Origin of the sequence: Streptomyces sp. NBC_01006 (genome assembly GCF_045162725.1) — a bacterium.
GTDB lineage: Bacteria > Actinomycetota > Actinomycetes > Streptomycetales > Streptomycetaceae > Streptomyces.
Genome location: NZ_CP108700.1, coordinates 8,098,968 through 8,121,909 on the forward strand (window position 1 = coordinate 8,098,968; position 22,942 = coordinate 8,121,909).

At 72.7% G+C, this 22,942-nt stretch carries 24 protein-coding genes; 9 read left to right on the forward strand and 15 right to left on the reverse strand.

The annotated features are described in order from the left end of the window. Nucleotides 1-11: 11 nt before the first annotated feature. Complete coding sequence (locus tag OG509_RS36790; RefSeq protein ID WP_406186907.1) at nucleotides 12-1,274, reverse strand: NAD(P)/FAD-dependent oxidoreductase; 1,263 nt, start codon at nucleotides 1,272-1,274, stop codon at nucleotides 12-14. Nucleotides 1,275-1,547: 273 nt separating this feature from the next. Here OG509_RS36790 and sigK point away from each other — a divergent pair, with 273 nt between their 5' ends. After that, nucleotides 1,548-2,168, forward strand: a complete 621-nt coding sequence (gene sigK, locus OG509_RS36795) for an ECF RNA polymerase sigma factor SigK (RefSeq protein ID WP_406186908.1) — start codon at nucleotides 1,548-1,550, stop codon at nucleotides 2,166-2,168. Next, the gene (locus OG509_RS36800; protein WP_406186909.1) at nucleotides 2,165-2,914 is read left to right on the forward strand and encodes an anti-sigma factor domain-containing protein; all 750 of its coding nucleotides are present in this window, start codon (nucleotides 2,165-2,167) and stop codon (nucleotides 2,912-2,914) included. Before sigK ends, OG509_RS36800 begins: the two co-directional genes overlap by 4 nt. Before the next feature lie 11 nt (nucleotides 2,915-2,925). Here OG509_RS36800 and OG509_RS36805 read toward each other — a convergent pair whose 3' ends face one another. Further along, nucleotides 2,926-3,618 (reverse strand): helix-turn-helix domain-containing protein, encoded by a 693-nt coding sequence (locus OG509_RS36805; RefSeq protein WP_406186910.1) that lies wholly within the window; start codon nucleotides 3,616-3,618, stop codon nucleotides 2,926-2,928. A 78-nt stretch (nucleotides 3,619-3,696) separates the two neighbouring features. Here OG509_RS36805 and OG509_RS36810 point away from each other — a divergent pair, with 78 nt between their 5' ends. From OG509_RS36810 to OG509_RS36820, 3 genes are all read left to right on the forward strand, one after another. Continuing rightward, the gene (locus OG509_RS36810) at nucleotides 3,697-4,668 is read left to right on the forward strand and encodes a class I SAM-dependent methyltransferase (protein ID WP_406186911.1); all 972 of its coding nucleotides are present in this window, start codon (nucleotides 3,697-3,699) and stop codon (nucleotides 4,666-4,668) included. A gap of 109 nt (nucleotides 4,669-4,777) precedes the next feature. After that, nucleotides 4,778-6,418, forward strand: a complete 1,641-nt coding sequence (pgm, locus tag OG509_RS36815; RefSeq protein ID WP_406186912.1) for a phosphoglucomutase (alpha-D-glucose-1,6-bisphosphate-dependent) — start codon at nucleotides 4,778-4,780, stop codon at nucleotides 6,416-6,418. Nucleotides 6,419-6,518: 100 nt separating this feature from the next. Next, nucleotides 6,519-7,736: an FAD-dependent monooxygenase gene (locus tag OG509_RS36820; protein WP_406186913.1), complete on the forward strand. Its 1,218-nt coding sequence runs from the start codon at nucleotides 6,519-6,521 to the stop codon at nucleotides 7,734-7,736. 164 nt (nucleotides 7,737-7,900) lie between these two features. On the opposite strand, the gene OG509_RS36825 is transcribed toward OG509_RS36820, so the two are convergent. Continuing rightward, complete coding sequence (locus OG509_RS36825) at nucleotides 7,901-8,425, reverse strand: hypothetical protein (RefSeq protein ID WP_406186914.1); 525 nt, start codon at nucleotides 8,423-8,425, stop codon at nucleotides 7,901-7,903. Between the two features lie 330 nt (nucleotides 8,426-8,755). Between OG509_RS36825 and OG509_RS36830 the strand changes: the two genes are divergently transcribed. Further along, nucleotides 8,756-9,490, forward strand: coding sequence for an SOS response-associated peptidase (locus tag OG509_RS36830; protein ID WP_406186915.1), 735 nt, complete (start codon nucleotides 8,756-8,758; stop codon nucleotides 9,488-9,490). A gap of 12 nt (nucleotides 9,491-9,502) precedes the next feature. Here the strand turns inward: OG509_RS36830 and OG509_RS36835 are convergent, their stop codons facing one another. From OG509_RS36835 to OG509_RS36865, 7 genes are read right to left on the reverse strand one after another with little or no spacing between them, the layout of a single operon-like run. Continuing rightward, nucleotides 9,503-10,561, reverse strand: a complete 1,059-nt coding sequence (locus OG509_RS36835; protein ID WP_406186916.1) for an alpha/beta hydrolase — start codon at nucleotides 10,559-10,561, stop codon at nucleotides 9,503-9,505. A 56-nt stretch (nucleotides 10,562-10,617) separates the two neighbouring features. Continuing rightward, complete coding sequence (locus tag OG509_RS36840; RefSeq protein ID WP_406186918.1) at nucleotides 10,618-11,850, reverse strand: anhydro-N-acetylmuramic acid kinase; 1,233 nt, start codon at nucleotides 11,848-11,850, stop codon at nucleotides 10,618-10,620. Then, entirely contained in the window at nucleotides 11,847-13,127 is a 1,281-nt protein-coding gene (locus OG509_RS36845; protein WP_406187809.1) for an MFS transporter, read from the reverse strand. The genes OG509_RS36840 and OG509_RS36845 overlap by 4 nt, the downstream gene beginning before the upstream one ends. 18 nt (nucleotides 13,128-13,145) lie before the next feature. Beyond that, a complete protein-coding gene (locus OG509_RS36850) occupies nucleotides 13,146-13,478 on the reverse strand; it encodes a DUF4288 domain-containing protein (protein WP_406186919.1) in 333 nt (110 codons plus the stop codon). Then, nucleotides 13,475-13,774, reverse strand: a complete 300-nt coding sequence (locus OG509_RS36855; protein ID WP_385574948.1) for a hypothetical protein — start codon at nucleotides 13,772-13,774, stop codon at nucleotides 13,475-13,477. Before OG509_RS36855 ends, OG509_RS36850 begins: the two co-directional genes overlap by 4 nt. Nucleotides 13,775-13,776: 2 nt before the next feature. Then, nucleotides 13,777-14,226 (reverse strand): hypothetical protein, encoded by a 450-nt coding sequence (locus OG509_RS36860; protein WP_406186920.1) that lies wholly within the window; start codon nucleotides 14,224-14,226, stop codon nucleotides 13,777-13,779. A 22-nt stretch (nucleotides 14,227-14,248) separates the two neighbouring features. Next, entirely contained in the window at nucleotides 14,249-14,869 is a 621-nt protein-coding gene (locus OG509_RS36865; protein ID WP_406186921.1) for a DUF5133 domain-containing protein, read from the reverse strand. A 128-nt stretch (nucleotides 14,870-14,997) separates the two neighbouring features. Here OG509_RS36865 and OG509_RS36870 point away from each other — a divergent pair, with 128 nt between their 5' ends. Continuing rightward, nucleotides 14,998-15,249, forward strand: coding sequence for an EF-hand domain-containing protein (locus tag OG509_RS36870; protein ID WP_030155659.1), 252 nt, complete (start codon nucleotides 14,998-15,000; stop codon nucleotides 15,247-15,249). A 28-nt stretch (nucleotides 15,250-15,277) separates the two neighbouring features. Here OG509_RS36870 and OG509_RS36875 read toward each other — a convergent pair whose 3' ends face one another. After that, complete coding sequence (locus tag OG509_RS36875; RefSeq protein ID WP_406186923.1) at nucleotides 15,278-15,832, reverse strand: DoxX family membrane protein; 555 nt, start codon at nucleotides 15,830-15,832, stop codon at nucleotides 15,278-15,280. 245 nt (nucleotides 15,833-16,077) lie between these two features. Between OG509_RS36875 and OG509_RS36880 the strand changes: the two genes are divergently transcribed. Next, nucleotides 16,078-16,977: a calcium-binding protein gene (locus tag OG509_RS36880; RefSeq protein ID WP_406186924.1), complete on the forward strand. Its 900-nt coding sequence runs from the start codon at nucleotides 16,078-16,080 to the stop codon at nucleotides 16,975-16,977. Between the two features lie 31 nt (nucleotides 16,978-17,008). Here OG509_RS36880 and OG509_RS36885 read toward each other — a convergent pair whose 3' ends face one another. Then, nucleotides 17,009-17,689: a TetR/AcrR family transcriptional regulator gene (locus tag OG509_RS36885; RefSeq protein ID WP_406186925.1), complete on the reverse strand. Its 681-nt coding sequence runs from the start codon at nucleotides 17,687-17,689 to the stop codon at nucleotides 17,009-17,011. A gap of 134 nt (nucleotides 17,690-17,823) precedes the next feature. Between OG509_RS36885 and OG509_RS36890 the strand changes: the two genes are divergently transcribed. Further along, nucleotides 17,824-19,296, forward strand: a complete 1,473-nt coding sequence (locus OG509_RS36890; protein WP_406186926.1) for an FAD-dependent monooxygenase — start codon at nucleotides 17,824-17,826, stop codon at nucleotides 19,294-19,296. Between the two features lie 14 nt (nucleotides 19,297-19,310). On the opposite strand, the gene OG509_RS36895 is transcribed toward OG509_RS36890, so the two are convergent. From OG509_RS36895 to OG509_RS36905, 3 genes are all read right to left on the reverse strand, one after another. Beyond that, complete coding sequence (locus OG509_RS36895; protein ID WP_406186927.1) at nucleotides 19,311-19,718, reverse strand: VOC family protein; 408 nt, start codon at nucleotides 19,716-19,718, stop codon at nucleotides 19,311-19,313. 214 nt (nucleotides 19,719-19,932) lie between these two features. Next, nucleotides 19,933-21,426, reverse strand: a complete 1,494-nt coding sequence (gene mptB, locus OG509_RS36900; protein WP_406186928.1) for a polyprenol phosphomannose-dependent alpha 1,6 mannosyltransferase MptB — start codon at nucleotides 21,424-21,426, stop codon at nucleotides 19,933-19,935. Nucleotides 21,427-21,513: 87 nt separating this feature from the next. After that, complete coding sequence (locus OG509_RS36905) at nucleotides 21,514-22,749, reverse strand: cytochrome P450 (protein WP_406186929.1); 1,236 nt, start codon at nucleotides 22,747-22,749, stop codon at nucleotides 21,514-21,516. Between the last annotated feature and the right edge of the window lie 193 nt (nucleotides 22,750-22,942).

The following is a 22,942-nucleotide window of genomic DNA, read 5'->3' on the forward strand; positions in this document are numbered from 1 at the left end:
CTCGACCCCGCTCACCAGCGCACCCCCAGCGCCGCAGCTGCCCGCACCCCGGAACGGCAGCCGTCCTCGTGGAAGCCCCACCCGTGGTACGCCCCGGCGAACGCGGTGACCCGCGTGTTCAGGCGGGGCAGCGCCCGCTGCGCGGCCACCGACTCGGGCGTGTAGACCGGGTGCGCGTAGTCCATACGGGCCAGGACGCGCTCGGGGTCGACCCGCCCGCCCGCGTTCAGGGTGACGACGTACCGGGTGGCGCCCGGCAGCCGCTGGAGGCGCGTCATGTCGTAGCTGACCCGGACCCCGTCCGCCCCCGGGAGGCAGTCGTCGAGGTGGTAGTTCCAGGAGGCCCGGGCTCTGCGCGAGCGGGGCAGCAGGCCGGTGTCGGTGTGCAGCACCGTCGGGTTCGCCTCGTACCGGAAGGCCCCGAGGATCCGCTGCTCGTCCCGGGTGGGATCGGCCAGCAGGCGCAGCGCCTGATCGGGGTGCGTGGCGATGACGACCGCGTCGTAGGCATCGGTGGTGCCGTGCTCGGTGCCCACCAGGACGCCGCCCGGTATCCGGTCCACCCGGTTGACCGGGGTGGCGGTCCGGACGTTGCTGATCTCCTTGGCGGCCTTCTCCACGTAGGCCGCGCTGCCGCCGGTGACGGTCTTCCACTGCGGGGAGCCGGTCACGGACAGCAGCCCGTGGTGGTCGAGGAAGCGGAAGAGGTACGCGGCCGGGTACTCCAGCGCGGTCTCGGCGGGACAGGACCACACGGCCGACACCAGCGGTGTGATGAAGTGACCGACGAAGTACGGGGAGAACCCGCCGTCGGCGAGGAAGGCGCGCAGGGTGAGCTGCTGCGGGGGGCCGTCCCCGGCCAGCAGGGCGCGGGCGCGGCGGTGGAAGAGCGGTACCTCCGCCAGCAGCCGCAGGTACCGGCCGCGCAGGGCGGCCCGCCCGGTGAACAGGCCCGCGGGCCCGCGGGCACCGGCGTACTCCAGCCCGCAGCCGTCGCACCGTACCGACATGCTCATCTCGGAGTCCTGCGTGGCCACTCCGAGTTCGCGGAAGAGCCGGAGCAGCAGGGGGTAGGTGCGCTCGTTGTGGACGATGAACCCCGAGTCCACCCGCGCCGTTCCGCCGCCCGGGGCCGGCAGTTCATGGGTGTGGGCGTGGCCCCCCAGCCGGGGGTCCGCCTCGTACAGCGTGACGTCGCACGCCTTCTGCAGGACGTAGGCGGCGGTCAGTCCCGCCACCCCGCCGCCGATCACGGCCACACTCTGGGTACGCACAGTCCGTCACTCCCCACCGGTCGCCACGCCGCCGTCCGGGACGGCGTTTCCCCTTGCTTCGCGGCCGAAGCGCCCGCGGATTGGTGGCAGTTGCCGAAAGCGGAATCAGCAGCTGAGCGAGAGGTTGCACATTGATCGGGAATTGGCGACCTGGTTGACCAATCCGCACAGATGTCCGCTCCGAAGACCGGTCAAGAACGCGAACCTGGCAGCATCCGGAGCGGTCGGCCCTCTGAGTGGAAGGGCCGGTTCTTTCGACAGGAAAGGACCGTCATGCGACGGACGGACCCCGGCGGACCATCCGCCACCACCGGGCAACCGCTGCCCTTCGGTGTCCCCGACACCGCTGCCCCGCGGCTCGAAGACCTGATGTCCCGGGTGGCCCGCGGCGACAAGGACGCCTTCTCCGCCCTTTACGACGCCCTGTCCGGGACCGTGTTCGGACTGGTCGTCCGGGTCGTACGCGACCGCGCCCAGTCCGAGGAGGTGGCACAGGAAGTGATGATCGATCTGTGGCGGCAAGCCGCCCGTTACCGCCCCGACCAGGGCAGCGTGCTCAGCTGGGCCGCAACCCTCGCCCACCGGCGGGCCGTCGACCGGGTCCGCTCCGCCCAGGCCGCGATCAACCGCGAACACGACCAGGCCGCCCGCCAACAGGCGCGCCCGTTCGACGAGGTGGCGGAACAGGTCGAGACCCGACTGGAGAGCGAACAGGTGCGGCGCTGCATGCGCAACCTGACCGAGATCCAGCGACAGGCCGTCACCCTGGCCTACTACCAGGGCCTGACCTACCGTGAGGTCGCAGAGACCCTGCGCACTCCACTGCCCACGATCAAGACACGCATGCGCGACGGACTCATCCGGCTGCGCGACTGCATGGGGGTGACCACATGAAGCACGACGGGGAACTGCACACCCTCACCGGCGCGTACGCCCTCCACGCACTCACACCGGCGGAACACGAGGTGTTCACCGCACACCTCGCCGACTGTCCGTCCTGCCCGCAGGAAGTGGCCGAATTCTCCGCCACCGCCGCCCGCCTGGCCGGGGCCGCGACCCTGCCGCCGCCCCCGCGCATGAAGGACGCGGTCCTGTACGGCATCGAGTCGGTCCGCCAACTGCCCCCGCTGCTCCCGGCCACGGGCAGGCCGATGACGTTCACCGCCATCCTGCGCCGCAAGGCCATCACGCTGGCGATCGCCGCGAGCATCGCCGGGGTGGCCGTGCTCGTGGGCGTCACGGTCCGGCAGAACCAGCTCGCCGAGGAGGCCCGGCAGCAGGCCCAGGCCACCGAACGCCGCCTCCAGGACGTCACCACCGTCGTGGCCGCCGCCGACGCCCGTACGGTACGTGGCCGCACCACCACCGGCGCCACCGCCTCCGTGGTCAGCTCCAAGCTGCAGAACAGGGCGGTCTTCATCGGCGCGGGGCTTCCCGACCCGGGAGCGGACCGGACGTACCAGCTCTGGTTCGAGGACCACGGCACCATGCGCCCCGCCGGGCTGCTCACGCAGGACGGGGCCACGCTCATGCAGGGAGGCATCCAGGGAGCCTCCGGGGTGGGACTCACCGTCGAACCCGCCGGCGGGTCCGCCCGGCCCACCACCCGACCGCTGATGCTCCTCAACCTGCCGGCCTGACCCGCGACGGCTCACACCGGCCGGTCGGAGCCGGACTGCCGGGCGGGCTTCGGAGCCGGCTTCGGATCGGGTTTCGGGGTGGTTTTCGGAGTGGGCCTCGCGCGGACGTGCATGCGTTCGCCCTGCCTGCCGAAGAGGCTGAGCACCTCGACGGGCCGGCCGTCGGCGCTGCTGAACCAGTGGGGCAGCCGCGTGTCGAACTCCGCGACCTCGCCGGGGCCGAGGACCAGATCGTGCTCGGGGAGCACCAGCCGCAGCCGGCCCTGCAGCACGTACATCCACTCGTAGCCCTCGTGGGTACGCAGATCCGGCTCGGAGCCCCGGTCGGTGATGATCATCTTGTATGCCTGAAGGGGACCCGGAGTCCGGGACAGCGGGACGAACGTTCCGCCGCTCGGCAGCTCATGGGGGGTCAGCCGGACCCGGGGGTCGCCGACCTCGGGCGCGCCCACCAGGTCGTCCAGCGGCACGCGGTACGCGCCGGCCAGCGGCAGCAGCAGCTCCAGGCTGGGGCGGCGCTGCCCGGACTCCAGCCGGGACAGGGTGCTCTTGGAGATGCCGGTCGTCTCGGAGAGCGCGGCCAGCGTGAGGCCGCGCTTGGCGCGGAGCCGCTTGAGCCGGGGGCCGACCTCGTCGAGGACGCTCTGGTAGGGCGGCGGTGTGTCGGCCGGTGCGTCGGCCGGTGTGTCGGCTGGTGTGTCCACGGGGGCATTCCACCCCGCTGTCCCGGAAACAGCAACAAGAGTTGTCGTACCGGATCCGCGGGGGGCAGGCTCCGCGGCATGAGCCCACACCGCGATTCCAGCCCCGCACACGGCCACGGCCACGGACCTGCGCACGCGCCCGGCCACGACTCCGGCCACCACTCCACCGACCTCGACTGGGACGTCATGGCGACCCAGCTGGAGGACGGCGCCGAACTGCAGCTCCCCGGCCTGCGCCGGACGGCGGCCCACCTGGGCGAGCTGCTCGGCCCCTCGGCCGAGGTCCGCCGCATCCTCGACATCGGCAGCGGACCCGGCGTGATGACCTGCGTGCTCGCCGAGGCCTTCGCCGGCGCCGAGACCGTCGCCGTCGACGCCACGCCCGGCCTACTGGAGCGCACCCTGGCCCGCGCCGAGAAGCTCGGCCTCGGAGACAGGGTGGCCGTACGCCACGCGGAACTGCCCGAAGGCCTGGGCAGCGGTGACGGGACCGGCGGGGACGGCCTCGGCACGGCGGATCTGATCTGGAGCAGCAAGACCGTCCACCACCTCGGCGACCAGCAGGGCGCGCTGAACGCGCTGGCCGGTGTGCTGCGGCCCGGCGGGGTGCTCGCCGTGACGGAGGGCGGCCTGCCGATGCGCTTCCTCCCGCGCGACATCGGGATCGGCAGGCCGGGCCTGCAAGCCCGGCTCGACGCCGTCCACGAGCACTGGTTCTCGGTCATGCGGGCCGAACTCCCCGGCAGCACCCCCGTCGTCGAGGACTGGCCCGCGATGCTCCGCCGCGCCGGACTGTCCCGCGTCGGGAGCTTCACGTACCTCCTCGACCTGCCGGCCCCGCTGGGCGCGACGGCCCGTGCCTTCCTGCACACCCAGCTGACCCGGCTGCGGGAGGCCGCGAGCGACATGCTCGACGCCGACGACCTCGACACCCTCGACGTGCTGCTCGATCCCGAGGCGCGGCACGGCATCCTGCGCCGGCCCGACGCCTTCCTCCTCTCCGCCACCACCGTCTTCACGGGCGTGGGGAGGACCCCTCTGGAGGCGTGACCCGGGGCACAGGTGAGGGCCGAGTGGGGACGTGGCGGTGCGGGCACGTTCAGGGGGCGACACAATGACCACTGTTGTTCTCTTTGATCCAGTACGGAGGAATGGGCGGATGCTCAACGAAAGAGCGGGGCAGCAGGCGCGCCCGGAGGACCTGGTCGACGTGGCCCGGCTCGTGACCGCGTACTACGCCCTGCACCCCGATCCCGCGGATCCCGGCCAGCGCGTCAGCTTCGGCACCTCGGGACACCGCGGCTCCTCCCTCGCCACGGCCTTCAACGAGGACCACATCGCCGCGACCAGCCAGGCGATCTGCGAGTACCGGGCCCAGCAGGGCATCGACGGCCCCCTCTTCCTCGGTGCGGACACCCACGCCCTGTCCGAACCCGCCCGGGTGACCGCCCTGGAGGTCTTCGCAGCCAACGACGTGACCGTGCTCGTCGACGCCGCCGACGGCTACACCCCCACGCCCGCCGTCTCGCACGCGATCCTCACCCACAACCGCGGTCGTACCTCGGCCCTGGCCGACGGAGTGGTGGTCACCCCCTCGCACAACCCGCCCGCGGACGGCGGCTTCAAGTACAACCCGCCGCACGGCGGGCCCGCCGGATCGGATGCCACCGGCTGGATCCAGGAGCGCGCCAACGAGATCATCACCGGAGGCATGAAGGAGGTCCGGCGGATCCCGTTCGCGCGCGCGTCGGCGGCCTCGACCACGAGTACGTACGACTACCTCGGCACGTACGTGCGCGATCTGCCGTCCGTGCTCGACCTGGACGCCGTACGCGCCGCGGGCGTGCGCATCGGGGCCGACCCGCTCGGCGGGGCCTCCGTGGCGTACTGGGGGCGGATCGCCGAGGAGCACCGCCTCGACCTGACCGTGGTCAACCCGTACACCGACCCCACCTGGCGGTTCATGACGCTGGACTGGGACGGCAAGATCCGGATGGACTGCTCCTCCCCGTACGCGATGGCCTCGCTGATCGAGGGCCGGGACCGGTTCCAGATCGCCACCGGCAACGACGCGGACGCCGACCGGCACGGCATCGTGACGCCGGACGGCGGACTGATGAACCCCAACCACTACCTCGCCACCGCGATCGAGTACCTCTACAGCCACCGCGAGCAGTGGCCGGCGGACGCGGGCGTCGGCAAGACGCTGGTGTCCTCGGGGATGATCGACCGGGTGGCCGCGGACCTGGGCCGCGAACTGGTGGAGGTGCCCGTCGGTTTCAAGTGGTTCGTGGACGGGCTCTCCGCGGGCAGCATCGGCTTCGGCGGCGAGGAGTCGGCCGGGGCCTCCTTCCTGCGCCGCGACGGCTCGGTGTGGACCACGGACAAGGACGGCATCCTCCTCGCCCTGCTGGCCTCGGAGATGCTCGCCGTGACGGGGCAGACCCCGAGCGAGCGGTACGCCGGCCTCACGGCCCGGTTCGGCGAGCCGGCGTACGCGCGGATCGACGCCCCGGCCACCCGGGAGGAGAAGGCGGTGCTGGGCCGGCTCTCCCCCGAACAGGTCACCGCCGACACCCTGGCGGGGGAGCCGGTCACGGCGGTGCTGACGGAGGCTCCGGGCAACGGGGCCGCCATCGGCGGCATCAAGGTCACCACGGAGCACGCCTGGTTCGCGGCCCGCCCCTCGGGCACGGAGGACGTCTACAAGATCTACGCCGAGTCCTTCCACGGCGCCGACCACCTGGCCCGCGTACAGGAGGAGGCCCGTTCGGTCGTCTCGGCGGCGCTGTCCGGCTGATCCTCCCGCCGGCGAACCCCGCGCGGACGAACCCGCCACCCCGACCGGAGATTTATCAGTAGGGTGGCGGGCTCCGGGAGTTCGCGCGGAGGGAGCAGGCATGCGAGGCGGTACGGTCGCGGTGGTCGGCGGGAGCGTTGCCGGTTGCGCGCTGGCCTCGGCGGCGGCCCGCGCGGGCGCCGACGAGGTGGTGGTGCTTGAGCGCACCCACGGACGGCTGGCGGACCGGGGCCTGGGGCTCTGCATCCACGACGGCCGGGCCGCCGAACTCGCCGCCACCGGGGCGCTGCCCGCAGGCATCGCCGCGCACCCCCTGACCCGGCGCCGCTGGATCGTCCGGGACGACGCGGCGGCCGGGCCGGCCGGGCGGGTGTTCTGGGAGCAGCCGTTCCCCTTCCACTCGTACCACTGGGGCCTGCTGTGGCGGGGGCTGCGGGAGGCGACACCCGCCTCGGTGGTCTACCGGCAGGGCGCCGCGGTGACGGGCGTGGCCGACACCGGCGAGCGGGCCGAGGTACGGCTGGCCGACGGGACCGCCGAGCCGTTCGACCTGGTCGTCGGCGCCGACGGGTACCGCTCGGTGGTGCGCGAGGCGGTCTGCCCCGGGTCCCGGCCGGTCTACGCCGGGTACGTCTGCTGGCGCGGCAACCTCGACGCCCGGGGGCCGGCCGCGCTCGGCGACGCCGCAGTGCCCTCCGACGCGGTGACCACCATCTGCTTCACCGGCGGGAGCTGCGTCATCTACCCCACCCCCGGACCGGACGGCCCCAGGGTGAACTGGGTCCTGTACGCCATGCCTCCACGGGGCGGCCGGCTGCCGTTCGACGATCCGACGAGCTTCCCTCCGGGGCGGGTGACCGAGGAACTCACCGCACACCTGCGCACGTTGCTGGAGCGGGAGTTCCCGCCCCACTGGGCGCGGGTGCTCGCCATGACGGAGCCCGCGGACACCTACGTCCAGCCCATCTACGACCTGGAGACGGCGCGTACGACGGCCGGGCGCCTGCTGCTCGCGGGCGACGCGGCCACGGTGGTGCGCCCGCACAACACGAGCGGGGTGGCCAAGGCCCTCCAGGACGCCACCGCGTTCGAGGACGCCTGGCGCCGGGCCGGCACCTGGGGCGAGCTGCTGGGCGGGTACCACGCCGCGCGCGGTGCGGCAGGGCGGGAGATGGTCGCCTTGGCCCGCCGCCTCGGCCGGGGCCAGGTGGAGCAGACCCCTGCCTGGGCCACGATGAACCACCGCGAGGTGGAGTCGTGGTGGCAGGAACTGCTCGACGGGGCCGCCGACATCGGCGGCCAGGCCATGAGGCCGTAGACCGGTACGCGAAAACCCGTCCCGATGCGCCTGCCGGCGCAGCACCACGGGCGCGTGGCCAGGGAGTCGAGGCATGAAGCAGACCACGTACGAGCGCTCGCGGGAGTTCGACGTCAACAAGGTCGGCGCGTAAGCCTCCGTCTCGGCTCGGCTCGACCAGGGACTCACATGACGACCGTGCCCTCGGAGCGGCTGCACCCGTACCTGCCGGTCATGTCGTACTCGTGGCCGATGATGACGATCGTGCGGCAGACGGAGCAGACCGTGGGCGTCACGGGGTTCACCCGCAGAACGTACGTGTCCTCCAGCGCCAGGACGGCGTCCACGGACTCCTTGCCGTGCTCGGCGATGCCCTGTTCGATGAACTCGAAGGCGCCGTACTGGGCCCCGCAGTCGCAGTCGATGCGGTTCGAGTACGCGGGCCCGATGTCCTTGACCCCCAGCTCCGAGGTGATCTTCTCCCGCTCCGCGCGCGATACGGGCTGCATGCCCCGGTCCTTGACCCGTTGCGGGGTCCAGTACCAGGCCTTGAACGCCGCGGCCTGCGCCGGGGACAGGTAGAACGTCAACGATCTGCCGGCCTTCAGGGCATCCTGCACCGCCGCCACGACCGTACTGTCGTCGGCCGACACGACGACCTTGCCGTCGCGGACCATGGCATCGATCTCGGCGAACGAGCTGCTCTTCATGGGACGTCCTTCCGGTGGGTTCCGTCGGCTCCGACCGTTCGATGCTCACCCGCCGCCGTGCCGTCGGCCAGCGGGGGCGGGTGACCGGGGGCCGCCCGTACGAGCGGGGCCCGGCGGGTGCCCGTCACTGAGCGGGGCGGCGGCACTGCGGCCTACCCTGGAGACGGCGGCCGTCCGCGGTGAGCGGCCCGGGCGGCCGCCCCGGCGGCTGCGGGCACGTACCCCTCCTTGAATCCCGCGCCCGCGGCGCCGGCACGGCACGGCGGGGCAAGGCGGGCGGCGCGGGCGTGGAGCCGCCGGAAGAGCCCTCGCGGTGGGACAGTGGATGCCATGTGCGGTCGATATGCCTCCAGCCGCGCCCCCGAAGACCTGGCCGACCTGTTCGAGGCCCGCTGGGACCCCCGGGAGACGCTGGCACCGAGCTGGAACGTGGCTCCCACCGACGAGGTGTGGGCGGTCCTCGAACGCCCCGACCGCACGACGGGGGAGGTGGAGCGCCGGCTGCGCGCCCTGCGCTGGGGCCTGGTCCCCTCCTGGGCGAAGGACCCGAACGGCGGCGCCCGGATGATCAACGCGCGGGTGGAGACGGTGCACGAGAAGCCGGCCTACCGGCGCGCCTTCACCCGCCGCCGCTGCCTGCTGCCCGCCGACGGCTTCTACGAGTGGCAGTCCGTGGCAGCCACCGCCACGGCGAAGGCGTACAAGCAGCCGTACTTCATCACTCCGCAGGACGCCGGGGTGATGGCCATGGCCGGGCTGTACGAGTTCTGGCGCGACCCGGCCGTGACCGACGAGGACGACCCGGCCGCCTGGCTCCTCACCACCACGATCATCACGACCGAGGCCACCGACGCGGCCGGCCGCATCCACCCCCGCATGCCCCTGGCCGTGGCCGCGGAGGATCAGGACGCCTGGCTGGATCCCGCCCACGAGGACGTCCACGGCCTGCGGGCCCTGCTCCACACCCCGTCCGACGGCCACCTCGACGTACGGGCGGTGTCCACGGCGGTCAACAGCGTGCGGAACAACGGCCCCGAGCTGCTCGAACCCCCGGCCGACCGCTGAGCCCGCGCCCGGTCAGGCGCCGATGGCCGTCATCAGCATCGGGAACGAGGACACCAGCTCGCGCTCCCAGTACGGCCACGCGTGGACGCCCTGGTACGAGCACACCGCCGCCGGAACGCCGAGCTGGGCGAGGCGCAGCCGCAGATCCTGGTTCATGCCGTGGATGAGCCGTTCCACGCGTTCCGTACCGTGGCGGACCGGGTTCGTGCAGCGCGTCGGGCTCGGTGGCGGGTCGCCCCACTGCCAGCCGGTACCGGCGTCCGTGCCGTCGCCGTACGAGACGTAGAGCGCGCTGCCGGTCAGCCCGGCGGCCTGATGGACCGGGTCGTTGCGCTCCCACACGGCGCGCTGGCGCACGTCCGCCGGGTCCACGGTGTCGTACGGGAACCCCGGCTCGCCCCAGATGCGCCGCCAGTCGGTGTGGCACGCGCCGCCGGCGCCCTTCACCAGGTCGGGCCCGGAGAGCCCGCCGTCGAGCGACAGGTGGAGCGTGCTGACCGCCCCGCTGTACGAGGCCACCGCGCGGAACATGCCGGGGTGCGTGGCGGCGAGCTTCATCGCGCCGAGTCCGCCCATCGACAGCCCCGCGACGGCACGCTCCGTACCGGCGCGGTACCCGCTCTCCAGCAGCGGCCGCACCTCGTCGATCAGGTACGTCTCCCAGGCCGGAGGGCCGCCGCTGCCGGTGTTGTACCAGTCGCTGTACCCGCTGCACGGGCTGGTCTGCGGCAGCACCACGAGGACGTCCCGGGGGGCGGCCAGCTCCTCGATGTGGGTGTTGGCGGTCCAGTCGTTGTGGTCTCCCGGCCCGCCGTGCAGCAGCCACAGGACCGGCCACGTACGGGTGGCGGTCTTGGACCAGGCCGGCGGCAGCAGCAGCCGCACCTTGGCCGGCGCATCGATCTCGGGCGAGGAGACGGTGAGATCGAGCGTCCGGTCGTCGATCCGCTGCTCCTCGACCACCTGGGCCGGGTTGTCGGCCGCACGGGCGGCCCCGGCCCCCGCCGGCTGCAGCAGGATCACGAGCGCAGCCAGTACCGCGGCCGCGTGTCGCGAGATCCGATGGTGCACGAGAACCTTCCTTCCGTCCGAAGCGCTGTTCCCCGGCCGGTCCCTCCGGACGCCGGTCACAGGGCGGCCCGCGCGGTGGCCCGCCCGCGTACGGTCAGGGCGTGCGGGGCGCGGCCCGGAGGCGCGGGAAGGCGCAGCGGGCGGCTGCCCGGGGTGAGCGACCCGAGGACGCGCGGCCCCGCGGCGCCCGTGCACCCCGGGTCATTGCCCGGGAGGCCGTGCAGGGTGAGGTATCCGAGCACCGCGAAGGCGTAGGCCTCCTTCGCCTCCGCGGGCAGCCCCAGCTCCTGCGACCCGCGTACCGCCGTACTGCCCGTGCGGCCGGTGTCGCCCGTGTCGCCCGCCAGCTCGTCGCGGAGCATCGCCATCAGTGCGGGGTTCCGTACGCCGCCACCGGACACGAACACCTCGGTGGCTGCGAACGGGCGCAGCGCGTCGGCCACCGTCCGGGCGGTCAGACGCGTGAGGGTGGCGACGAGGTCCTGCGGCCGGAGCTCGCCGAACCCCGCCAGCCGTGCCCGCAGGTAGCCCGCGTGGAACAGCTCCTTGCCCGTCGTCCGGGGAGCAGGCATCCGGTAGTACGGCTCCCCGCACAGCAGCCGCTCCAGCAGCCCCTCGTGGACGCGCCCGGCGGCGGCGAGTGCGCCGTCCGCGTCGTACGCGAGCTTGCCGGCGCTCAGTTCACGCACCGCGGCGTCGATCAGCGCGTTGCCCGGGCCGGTGTCGAACGCCACGGGATCGCCGCCCGCCGGCAGCACGGTGACGTTGGCGATCCCCCCGATGTTCAGGGCGGCCGGTACGCCGGGGCGCCCGCGCAGGAGCATCAGGTCGATCAGACTCACCAGGGGTGCGCCCTGTCCGCCCGCCGCCACGTCACGCGGCCGGAACCCGGAGACGACCGGGCAGCCGCTGCGCTCCGCGATCCAGGCCGGTTCGCCGAGCTGCAGCGTGCCGTGTACCTGGCCGTCCTCGGCCCAGTGGTACACCGTCTGCCCGTGCGAGGCGACCAACTCGGCGCGTCCCTCGCACAGTTCCCGGTCGGCGCGGGCGGCGACGGCCGCGAAGGCCTGCCCGATCCGGGTGTCGAGGCGGCAGACCTCGGCCAGGGTGGTCGCAGCGGGCGGCAGGGCGGCGGCGAGGGCCTCCCGTACGTCGGCCGGGTACGGCTCGCTGACCATGCCCAGCGGCACGAGGTGCAGCGTGCCGTCCTCGGCGGAGAGTTCGAGATCGGCGGCCGCGGCGTCGACGGCGTCGTACGAGGTCCCCGACATCAGCCCGATCACCCTCATCGCAGCGGCTCCTGATGGTCGCGGCCGCGCAGGCTCAGCAGGGCGAAGCAGCTGAGGGCGCAGGCGCCGGCGGCGTAGTACGCGGGCACGGAGGTGTCTCCCGTCCGGGCGATCAGGGCGGTGATGACGAGCCCGGCGCAGCCGGAGAACACCGCGTTGGCGAGGGCGTAGGCCAGTCCGAGCCCGGTACAGCGCACCCGGCGCGGGAACATCTCGGCGAGCATGGCCGGCCCCGGTCCGGCCATCAGGCCGACCAGCACGCCCGCGAGCAGTACGGCCCCGGCCCTGGACCACGGCGAGGCGCCGGGGGACTGGAGCACGTGGAGGAGGGGGAGGGCGAGCACCACGACCCCGACGGCTCCGCCCAGCATCACGGGGCGCCGGCCGATCCGGTCGCTGAGCGCCCCGGCGGGCAGGATCGAGGCGGCGAACCCGGCGTTGGCGAGGGCGGTGGTGAGCAGGGCCTCGCGCGGGGAGGCGCCCAGGGTCGCCTGGAGGTAGGAGGGCAGGACGACGAGGAAGGTGTACCCGGCCGCGGACCAGCCCATGATCCGCCCGATGCCGAGGAGGACGGCCCGCGCGAGCTCCCTGCGGCCGACGGGACGGGCGTCCGCCGCGGGAGCCGGCGGCGGGGGCGGTTCCGCCAAGGCCGTACGCAGCCACAGCGCCACCGCACCCAGCGGCAGGGCCAGCAGGAACGGGATGCGCCAGCCCCACGCGTGCAGGGCTCCGGCGGGCAGCGCGCTCGCCAGGGCTGCGGCCGTACCGGCCCCCGTGAGCAGGCCGAGCGCGACGGTGAAGGACTGCCAGGCGCCGAAGAGGCCGCGGCGGCCCACGGGCGCGTACTCCGTCATGAGGGCGACGGCCCCGCCGAACTCGCCACCCGCGGAGAGCCCTTGCAGCGCCCGCAGGAGGGTGAGCATCCAGGGCGCGGCAGGGCCGATGGCGGCGCGGGTCGGCAGCAGCCCGATCGTGACGGTGGCGAGGGTCATGAGGCCGACGACCACGATGAGGGTGGGCCGCCGCCCCAGCCGGTCGCCGAGCCGCCCGAACAGGACGGCGCCGACGGGCCGGAAGAAGAAGGCGAGCGCGAACGAGGCGTACGTGGCCACCAGCGCCTCGGCTCCGCTGCTCCCCTCGGGCCGGAAGAAGTTCGCGGCGATGACGGTGGCCAGGCACCCGTAGACGCCGAACTCGTACCACTCGACGAGGTTGCCGACCGACCCGGCGAGCAGCGCCCGCCGGGACGTGCTGGGGCGGACGGCCGGGGAACTCAGCTCAAGAGGTCTCACCCGTCAGAGGTCCTCGCCCGAGAGGAGGGGTTCGAACGCCGTGTACGCGGCGAAGTCGCGGAAGTGTCTCGTGTAGAGGTCCGCTCCGTCGCCCAGGCGGTCGTCGGGTACCTCCGCGACGTCGACGAGCTGCCGGAACGTCCAGGTGATCAGCTCGCCCTTCTCGTTCCGGTAGCTCGTTTCGAGGCCTTCGCCGTGGGCCCGGGCCTTCGATCTGGCCTCGTCCTCGGTGCGGGCGGTCAGCAGGACGAAGCTCTCCCGGTACAGGGGCGCTTGACCGCCGGAAGCCGCCGCGGATTCGGCGACGCAGACGAGAACGGCGACGTAGGTCCTCACTTCTTGAACCGGTTGTCGTTCAGCAGCTTCCACGCCGTCTGGCAGGACTTGAGCCCGCAGCCCCGGACGTACCCGAGCGTGTCCCCGTAGTGCTCTCCGGGGAACGCCTGCCGGATGGACCCTCTACGGCACCGTGAGATGAAGTTGTTCGCGATCTCACCCAGGTTCTCGCCGGCCACGCACGCGTCCGCCGGCCGCACCGGCACGGCACCGGCAGCCGTCGGCGCCCCGAACAGGACGGCGCACGCGAGGACGAGCGCGGCCGCACCGCGCGCCGGCTTCCCGTTGACGGCCATGGTCAGCAGCCCGCGAGCTTCCCGTACGCGATCCAGACCTCGCCCTTGTCGTTGATGCTGACGTTGCCGGTCTTGTGCAGTCCGGTGTACTTCCCGCGGTACTTCCTGAGCTGCCCGAACTGCGATTCCAGGGAGAGGTACGGGGAATCGGGCCTCCAGTCGCCCGAGAACTCGGCGTACACCCCGTCGGTTCCGTCGGTGCCGCTCGCCCAACAGGCCCGACTGCCCGAGTAGAGGACCAGGTTGCCGTCGTACTGCATCTCCAGGCGGTTGGCGCCGTGGCTGATGCACTGCCCGGGGATCAGCTTGTCGGTGAACGAGGTTCCGATGTTGCGGCACTGCGCCGCCTGCCCCGTCGCGGCGGAGACCTGCCCGGCCGGTACGGCTGCCGCCGCCAGCAGGCTCACCACCGCGAACGCCAGCGCACGGGTCATGTTCCCGACCGTCTTCATGGACGCGCCCTTCTAAGCATGATCACTTCCCTCGGCGATCACGAAAGGTAGCAGGTCGACTACGGAAAGTCGCGCGCCCCGTGGCGCCCTGTTGACGGGTACCCGGGCTGCGGAGGGGCGGGCGGTCCGGGCGCTGGTCCGGTCTGCCGGGGACGGTGGCGCCGGGGACGGTGGTGCCGAGCCACTCGGCGCCGAGGAGGAGTTCGGCCGAGCGCAGTGCCGTGTAGGCGTTCCGTTGACCCATCAGGATGCACAGGGTGTAGGTGGCGTCGTCGAGCCCATCGCGTACGGCCGGGTCGTGGGGCGCTGTCAGGGCGCGGCGGCGCAGGGCGCGGTGCCGCTTCAGCAGCTCGCCGATGGTCTGCGGGTCGGGGAGCAGCCGCGTGTACGGCCGCGTCACGGGCTCGGTGGTGGACCGGGCCTCGTCCATCGCGTCCGCCAGGGCCCTGTCGAAAGGGGCCGGAGGCTTGCCGCCGGCTCCCAGGAGGAGTACGGCCTCGGCCGTCTCGCGGAGGCCGGCGCCGGCGGCCCACGCCGTGTCGGCCAGGATCTGTCGCGCGGTATCGGCGCCGCACGGCACCACCGCCATCAGGACGGTGACGGCCTGTTCCGCGGTGGTGTGCTGGGGTGGTGTCTCGCTCATCCGCCTGATTCCTCATTCCTGCGGCTGCTGGCTCGGTTTGCTGTATCCGCCCTCGTCGGCCCGGGTGGGGTGCGCCGTAGGCTGGCGGCAGGCAGCCCTTGCCGATTCCTCCCGGAAGGACGTACGTGATGAGTGCGAAGGCCCGCAAACTGTTCGAGGCGCTCGATCTCAACCATGACGGCACCCTGACCCGCCTGGAAGTGATCACCGCCCTGCGGACGAAGGGCCCGACGCTGGCCGCCAACGGCGACCTGCCGTTCTGGGGTCTGGGGGACGTCGACGCCTCGTCCGCGCTGTTCGACGCGGCGGACAAGAACGGCGACAACGTGCTGACGTTCGAGGAGTTCGCCCGGGAGGTCGATCGCCGCTTCGGCTGGTAGCCGCGCCCCGGCGAATCGGTGACGGCGGCTACGCCGTCCGGCTGTCGGCGTCCCGGTCCGGGTCGGACGCTTCGGCGGCGGCGAGCGTCGCGGCCCGCCGGCTCAGTACGACGGTGGCCGCGGCCGCGCTGAGCGCGAAGGCCATCACCACCGTGGCCGGCCGGTCCAACCGGTGCCCGGTGGCATGGTCGAGCGAGAAGCGGCCGGGCCCGGACAGGCCCAGGCCGGCCGCCACGAAGCCGAGGAGGGCGGGGTACTCGAAGCCGCCGGACTGGGCGAAGAACCCGGCGGGCGCATGCACCGCTGCGGCGCCGGCCATGGCACCCGCGGCGGCGGCGCCGGCCGCCGGAGTCGCCAGCCCCAACGCGAGCAGCACCCCGCCGCCCGCTTCGCCGAGCCCGGCGGCGATCGCGCTCTCCCGGCCCGGGGTGAACCCCATCTGCTCCATGCCCCGGGCCGTGCCCGCGATGCCGGCCCCGCCGAACCATCCGAAGAGCTTCTGCGACCCGTGTGCGAGCAGCACACCGCCGGCCCCAAGGCGCAGGGCGAGCAGTCCGAGATCCTTGCGATGCGTGAGCGGCATGAGGACAGGCCCTTCCGGACGGGGTTGCGTGTCACCTGGTCTCAAGCTTCACGCGAGCACACGGAGCGCGCACGCGCTGTGTGCTCGTCCGGCCGCACCCGCAGCGGGGCCAGACGAGCGTAAGGCATACAAAAGGCTATGCATTTGATTGCTTTTGAGGCGTTCGCGCCATACGGTCCCCACGGATTCGAGCCTGGTTCCCTGGACAGCCGGAACGGCTGTGCACACTCCGACCGGAGGTCTGTATGCCTTGCCGTAAGTCACTCACGCTGCTGGCCGCAGCCGCGTTGCTCTCCCTCGGCGCTCCGGCGGCGGTCGCCCACGCGGCCGACGCCACCTGCTTCGGGCAGCCCGCGACCATCACCGGGTCGGGCGCGATCACCGGGACGGAGGGCAACGACGTCATCATCGGGTCGGCGGAAGCGGACACCATCGACGGCCTTGGTGGCAACGACCTGATCTGCGGACTCGGCGGCAACGACACGATCGCCGGCGGCCTGGGCGACGACCGGCTGGACGGCGGCGACGGCGCGGATCTCATGCGCGGAGACCTGCTCTCCACCAGGTCTCCAGTGGAGGGCGGGGGCAACGACATCCTCTTCGGCGGGCCGGGTGACGACCGCATGGGCGGCGACAGCATGGCCTTCGGCTCCACCGCGTCGGGCGGGGGTGACGACATCCTGTTCGGCGAGGCGGGCAACGACGCCATGATCGGCGACAGCCGCGGCGGCATCAACGCGACCGGCGGCGGCAGGGACATCCTCGACGGTGGACCCGGGGACGACAGCATCACCGGCGACTCCTCCGCCGAGGGAAGCGCGACCGGCCACGGCGAGGACGTACTGCTGGGCGGACCCGGCGTCGATGCCATCATCGGCGACAGCAACTCGGGCCACGCCGCGCACGGGAAGGGCGAGAGCGGTCTGACCGGCAAGCCCGCGCGTCCGGGTCGCCAGGGCCGTCCGACCCCGGCGGTGAAGCCCGCGCGGGGCGCACCGGTCGCACCGGTCGCGCCCGTTGCCCCGGACGCGACGGCGGGCGGCAACGACGTCATGGACGGGGGCGACGACGCGAAGGACACCTGCGACGGGACGGACGGAGCCGACATCGCGGTCCGCTGCGAGACCGTGTCGAACGTCCCGTAAGCGGAGACGACCGGCGTTCGCGCCGGCGCGGTCAGTGGATTCCGTACCGCGCGGCGATGCCCTCGATGACGATCTGCAGACCCTCTTCGAAGTGCTCGTCGTACTCCTGGAAGAGGTGCGTACCGGCGGCCGCGGCGAGCGGGTAGTCGGCCAGGCGCTCGCCGCGCTCCGCCACGTCGTAGCCCTCCCGGCGCTCGCCCGGGATGGGGTGGACGCCCTGTTCCTCGATCACGAACCCGAGCGTGTAGGAGAAGGTCGTCGCCATGGCCCGTACGGCCTGCGGCAGTTCGAACCCGTCCGCCAGCAGGGCCCGCAGATGGGCCTCGGACTGTTCCGCGTGCTCGGTTCCGGTGAAGCGGGAGCCGGTGAACACGCGGGCGCCGTCGCGGTAGGCGAGCAGGGCCCGGCGCAGACCGCGATTGGCGACCAGCATCCGCTCGCGCCAGGGCGCCGAGGAGGCGACCGGCCAGGTTTCCTCCGGGCCCGTGGCCATGCGCCGGAACATCTCCGTGGCCATCTCGTCGATCAGTTCCTGCTTGTTCTTGAAGTGCCAGTACAGCGCCGGCGCCTTCACATCCAGCTCCTGCGCGATGGCGCGGAGGGTGAGCTTTTCGAGCCCGCCCTCGTTCAGCAGCCGCAGAGCGGTCTCGGCGACGGTCGAGCGGGTCAGGGGCGGGACGCGCGGCGGAGTCTGCTGTGGCTTGGCGTTCATCGTCTGCTCTGTCTCCCGGGGCGGTTCACTCTTCCGTGGCGTTGACAGCTTAACAACGTTAAGGGCATTCTTGCGTGAAGAGCCTCCTTAACGCTGTTAAGGAGGCGTCGCGAAGCGAGCGAACGGGGAGATCGATGAACGAGCGGCAATACCAGGAAGACCGGACGGATGTGCTGATCGTGGGCGCGGGTCCCACCGGCCTTGTACTGGCCTGTGACCTTGCCCGGCGCGGTGTGCGCGCCCTGGTCGTCGAGCGGTCGCCGGAGTTGTTTCCCGGTTCCCGCGGCAAGGGCATCCAGCCGCGGACCCTGGAGGTCTTCGACGACCTCGGTGTCCTGGGGGAAGTCATGCGATGGGGCGGCCAGGCGCCGATCGGCATGACGTGGCAGGGCGGCTCCTGCGCCGGTGAGTTCCGCATGTTCGAGGATGTCGAACCGACCGAGGGCGCGCCCTACACGGGGCCCGCGCTGCTGCCCCAGTGGCGCACCCAGCGGATCCTGCTCGACCGGCTCCGCGAGCTGGGCGGTGACGTCGTGTTCGGAGTCGAGCTGACCGGCCTCACCCAGGATGCCGAGTCCGTGTGCGCCACCCTCATACCGGTGGAAGGCGGGAGCCCGAAGTCCGTCCGCGCGGGATACGCCGTCGCCGCCGACGGCGGCCGGTCCACGGTCCGCCGGCTCGTCGGCATCAAGATGACCGGCGAGCGCGTCGACCCGGCCCCGATGCTCGTGGCCGACGTGGTCATACCGACGCTCGACCGGGACAACTGGCACATCTTCCCGCCCGCCGCGGGCGGCACGGGCTTCGCCGCCCTCTGCCCCTTGCCGCATACGCGGGAGTTCCAGTTCGTGGCCCAGTCGGCATCGGTCGGCAAGGAGGTCACGGCGGAGGAAGTGCGTGCGGCGGTCGCCGCGTTCACCCACATATCGGCCGAGGAAGTCACCGAGGTCCCGTGGGCATCGGACTTCACCGTGAACGCCGCGCTCGCCGACCGCTTCCGTGACGGCAGGGTCTTCCTCGCGGGCGACGCCGCCCACATTCATTCGCCGGCGGGCGGCCAGGGGCTCAACACCAGCGTCCAGGACGCCTACAACCTGGGCTGGAAGGTCGCCGCCGTGCTGCGCGACGGAGCCCCGGAGGCGCTGCTGGACACGTACGAGGAGGAGCGTCTGCCCAATGCCGCCGCCATGCTGGGGTTGTCCACCCGCATCCACCGCGGTCAGGAGCAGCGTGGCGCCGCCACTCGCCAGCTCGGCCTCGACCAGCGGCACTCCTCGCTCACCCGCGAGATACGCGGCGGCCTGACCGACGACGCCCTGACGGCCGGAGACCGGGCACCTGACGGCCAGCGCGACGGGCTGCGGCTCTTCGACCTCTACCGCGGCCCCCACTTCACCCTGCTCGCGGTCGACACCCCGCTGCCGGAGCGACTCCCGCCGCTCCCGGGCCTGCGCACCGCGCAGATAGGCGCGTACGAGGCCTATGGACGCGGCCTGTACCTGATCCGCCCGGACGGATACATAGCCTGGGCCGGTCCCGGCGGCGACGCGCTCGAAGCCTCGGCCGACGACCTGCGGACCTGGGCCTCCCGGGTCGCCGCCGCCTAGGCTCCGCGCTCCGGCTACGGGCGGGCGTAGGGGCGGGTCATGATCTCCATGTTGTGGCCGTCCGGGTCGGCGAAATAGGCACCGCGACCACCGAACAGGCGGTTGATCTGGTCCGGTTCGGTGTGGTGGGGGTCGGCGTAGTAGGTCACCCCGACCGCCTCCAGGCGGGCGATCATGCCGTCGAACCGCTCGTCGGGCACGAGGAACGCGTAGTGCTGCGGCTGGATCGGCGCGTCGGTCATCGCGTAGTAGTCGAGCGTGACGCCGTTGCCGAGATCGACGGGCAGGAACGGCCCGAACGGAGCGCCGACCTCCAGTCCCAGGATCACGGCGAGGAACTGGGCCGACAGGCCCCGGTCCCTGGCGTGGACGACGGTGTGGTTCAACTGGACGGCATTCGGGTGCTGCTGGGTGTTCGACATGAGTGGTGTGTCTCCGGTTTCGGGTTCCCGTGGAAGGGCGCCGCACGCGGGCGCCGGGCGCAAGAAACGCGGAGAAAGGGCGGGCTCCGGGCCCGCCTCGGGCTCACGCCGAGGCCGGGAACCCTACTCGTACATGGCCCAAGGCCGACCCGGCAGTCACCCGGTCGACATTAGTGATCATCACCGGCCTGCGCAACGCGCATTTCCCGCTGGGTCACCGGCGCGTTCTGACCGCGGCCCGCACCCACGCGCGCTCCTGCAGGCGAAGGCGGGGCAGTGTCCCGAGCACCGGCGGGCCCCATGCCACGAGCGCCGCCACGGCCGCCGACGCCCCCGTGACGGCGGCGAACCCGTAGGACCAGGTCGCCGACGTCCCACTGGGCAGGACCATGAACAGCAGCACGAGCATCGCCAGCCGCGCCCACGTGCTCTCCAGCAGTCGCCAGGCCGCCGCTGCCAGCGGCACCATCCCCCACAGCACGTACCAGGGCTGTACGACCGGAGCGGTCACCACCAGCCCCAGCAGCGCCATGCCGGTGGCGTACTCGGGGCCCGTACGCGGCGCACGCCACGCGCAGAAGCCCACCAGGCACACGCCCAGCACCATTCCCACCGACCGGGCGGCGGCGATCGCATCGGCCGCGGTACCCACGCCGAACCCCTCGGACAGCAGCCCGAGCACCCGGCCCACGTCCGTACTCGGCGAGAGCACCGTGTAGATCTGCGCGGGGCCCCGCAGGGTCGACAGCCACCCCCAGCCCTGGCCGCACACGGCCACGCCCAGCACCAGCGCCGCGAGACCCACCAGCGCGATCCCGGCCGCCCGCACCCATCCCGCTCGCCGGTCCGGCCGCCCGCCCACGGACCACGCGGCGGCGCACAGCAGAGCCACCGCGGCGGGAACCTTGACCAGCGCTGCCGATACGAGCACGACGGTGCCCAGCACCCAGTGCCCCCGGCGGAAGGCCACCAGCCCCGCCACCATCAGGCCGATCATCAGAGCCTCGTTGTGGGCCCCGCCCACCAGGTGCACCAGGGCGAGCGGGTTGAGCACGGTCGCCCACAGCGCCCCGGCCTCCCCGCCGCCGGACGCGGAACCCCGCTCGGAACCCCACTCGGCCGCGAGCCGCCCCACGCCCCAGACGATCAGCGCCAGCCCGCACAGGGCCAGCAGCCGCATGCCCAGCACCGCGGCCACCGTGTGGTGCTCGCCGGTGACGGCCACCACGGCTCGCGTCGCCGAGACGGCCAGCGGCCCGTAAGGCGCCGGGGCGTCCTGCCACATCTCCGGCACGTTCTCGGCGAGTGTGCCGCCGAGCGCCGACGGCGCCAGCCGGTACACGTCCCAGCCCCGGACCGCCAGCGCGCCCTGCGCGACATAGCTGTACGCATCGTTGCTGAAGATCACCGGGCCCGGGACGAGAGGTAGGACCCAGGACCACAGCACGGCGCGCAGCCGTCTCGGGCCGACCGGCTCCCCGGCCCGCAGCAGCCCGCCCAGCCGCCACCAGGCGACCACGAGCAGCACCAGACCGGCGTACGAGGCCGCCGCTCCCAGCACCGTGTGCGCCGGGCTCCGCTGCGCCCATACTCCGTCAGGAACGCCGAAGGGCAGCGCGCCCGCCGACCAGCTCCCGGCGGCCAGCAGCACCGACCCGAGCGTTCCGATCAGCCGGCAACCCCGGACCGTGACCCCCACCTCAGACATGGCGGCAGCCTAGAGGGGGCAAGGCTGATGATCGGCCCGCCCGAGGCGTCGGGGAGGTGAATTTCGGGCGTCCTTACGCCAAGCGGGTCATGCAGACGGGCCGAGCCGGACGGGCAGCGAACGGTGGCCGTTGCTGATGAGGGAGGTGACGGGCAGCAGATCGTCGGCGGGCACCGCCAGCTCGATGGCAGGGAAGCGGTCGAACAGCGCTTCGAGCGCGGTCGCGACCTCCAGCCGGGCCAGCGGGGCGCCGAGACAGAAGTGGACCCCGTGCCCGAACGCGAGGTGGTCCTTCGTGACCCGCATGACGTCGAAGGTGTCGGCGTCCGGCCCGTGCCAGTCGGGGTGCCGGTTGGCCGCGGCGTACGAGGCGAGGATCGCCTCCCCCTTGGCGATGGTCCGCCCGTCGGCCAGCGGGATGTCGGCCAGCGCGAAGCGCATCGGCAGATGCTTCACGGCCGACTCGTGCCGCAGGGTCTCCTCGACGACATCGCTCCAGCTGCTGCGCCCGGCGCGGACGTGGTCCAGCTGGCCGGGGTCGGTGAGCAGGGCGGTGACCGCCTGGTCGATGACGTTGACGGTCGTCTCGTACCCGGCGCTGATCATCAGGATCAGGGTGTCGCTCAGCTCGGAGTCCGAGAGCGCGGAGCCGTCCCCCTCCTCGTCGCGGGCGGCGATGAGCAGAGAGGTCATGTCGTCACCGGGCTCGGCGCGCTTGGCGGCGATGAGCTCTGCGAGGACCTCGTAGACCCGGACCGTGTTCGCCGCGGCCTCCTCGGGGGTCAAGGTCGTGTCGAAGACCCCGTCCACCACCGTACGGAAGTCGCCGCGCTGCTCCTCGGGGAGGCCCATCAGGTGCCCGATGACCGCGATGGGCAGCGGGTGGGCGAGCCGTTCGCGCAGGTCGGCCACCTCGCCCGGCGGGAGGGCGGCGAGCTCGTCGAGGAGGCCGGTGACGATGTCCTCGACGGTGTCACGGAGCAACGCCACACGGCGGGCGCTGAACGCGGGAGCCACCATCCGGCGCAGCCGCCGGTGGTCGGCTCCGTACGCGGTGAACATGTTGGTCACCGCGACCCAGAGGGCGAGCGGCCACGTCTGGACGGCCTGCTCGTACTCCGGCCAGTGCGCGCGGGCGTCCTTGGACACGTCCGGGCTGGTGAGCAACTCCTTGAGCAGGGCGGGGTCGGTGACGGCCCAGGCCGTTACGCCGAGGATGTCGACGCGGGCCGCGGGCCCTTGGGCGCGCAGCAGCCGGTGCTCCGCGTGCCGGTCGGCGCCGGCGGGGTCGAGGACCAGCGGTGCGGTGGGGGCCTGGTTCACGCGGGACTCCTTCGAGAGGCCGTGTAAGAGGTGTTCGTGGCGGTGTGAGGGCGTCTCCATCTCCCGCACAACGTGCGTGGTGGGCGGGGTGTTCCACCCACGGTCAGAGTGTTACCCGTGAGTTCAAAGGGGTCCACGAACGCTGAACGCCCCCCGGCGGGGCGAGGACCATCGCGCCGCCGGGGGGCGTCCA

Coding starts and splice junctions, on each gene's coding strand:
- OG509_RS36820 (WP_406186913.1), top strand. CDS start 6,519: ATGCGAGGCGGTACGGTCGCGGTGGTCGGCGGGAGCGTTGCCGGTTGC.
- sigK (WP_406186908.1), top strand. CDS start 1,548: ATGCGACGGACGGACCCCGGCGGACCATCCGCCACCACCGGGCAACCG.
- OG509_RS36860 (WP_406186920.1), bottom strand. CDS start 14,226: ATGAAGACGGTCGGGAACATGACCCGTGCGCTGGCGTTCGCGGTGGTG.
- OG509_RS36890 (WP_406186926.1), top strand. CDS start 17,824: ATGAACGAGCGGCAATACCAGGAAGACCGGACGGATGTGCTGATCGTG.
- OG509_RS36875 (WP_406186923.1), bottom strand. CDS start 15,832: ATGCCGCTCACGCATCGCAAGGATCTCGGACTGCTCGCCCTGCGCCTT.
- OG509_RS36800 (WP_406186909.1), top strand. CDS start 2,165: ATGAAGCACGACGGGGAACTGCACACCCTCACCGGCGCGTACGCCCTC.
- OG509_RS36855 (WP_385574948.1), bottom strand. CDS start 13,774: ATGGCCGTCAACGGGAAGCCGGCGCGCGGTGCGGCCGCGCTCGTCCTC.
- OG509_RS36830 (WP_406186915.1), top strand. CDS start 8,756: ATGTGCGGTCGATATGCCTCCAGCCGCGCCCCCGAAGACCTGGCCGAC.
- OG509_RS36880 (WP_406186924.1), top strand. CDS start 16,078: ATGCCTTGCCGTAAGTCACTCACGCTGCTGGCCGCAGCCGCGTTGCTC.
- OG509_RS36840 (WP_406186918.1), bottom strand. CDS start 11,850: ATGAGGGTGATCGGGCTGATGTCGGGGACCTCGTACGACGCCGTCGAC.
- OG509_RS36885 (WP_406186925.1), bottom strand. CDS start 17,689: ATGAACGCCAAGCCACAGCAGACTCCGCCGCGCGTCCCGCCCCTGACC.
- OG509_RS36895 (WP_406186927.1), bottom strand. CDS start 19,718: ATGTCGAACACCCAGCAGCACCCGAATGCCGTCCAGTTGAACCACACC.
- pgm (WP_406186912.1), top strand. CDS start 4,778: ATGCTCAACGAAAGAGCGGGGCAGCAGGCGCGCCCGGAGGACCTGGTC.
- OG509_RS36870 (WP_030155659.1), top strand. CDS start 14,998: ATGAGTGCGAAGGCCCGCAAACTGTTCGAGGCGCTCGATCTCAACCAT.
- OG509_RS36825 (WP_406186914.1), bottom strand. CDS start 8,425: ATGAAGAGCAGCTCGTTCGCCGAGATCGATGCCATGGTCCGCGACGGC.
- OG509_RS36810 (WP_406186911.1), top strand. CDS start 3,697: ATGAGCCCACACCGCGATTCCAGCCCCGCACACGGCCACGGCCACGGA.
- mptB (WP_406186928.1), bottom strand. CDS start 21,426: ATGTCTGAGGTGGGGGTCACGGTCCGGGGTTGCCGGCTGATCGGAACG.
- OG509_RS36865 (WP_406186921.1), bottom strand. CDS start 14,869: ATGAGCGAGACACCACCCCAGCACACCACCGCGGAACAGGCCGTCACC.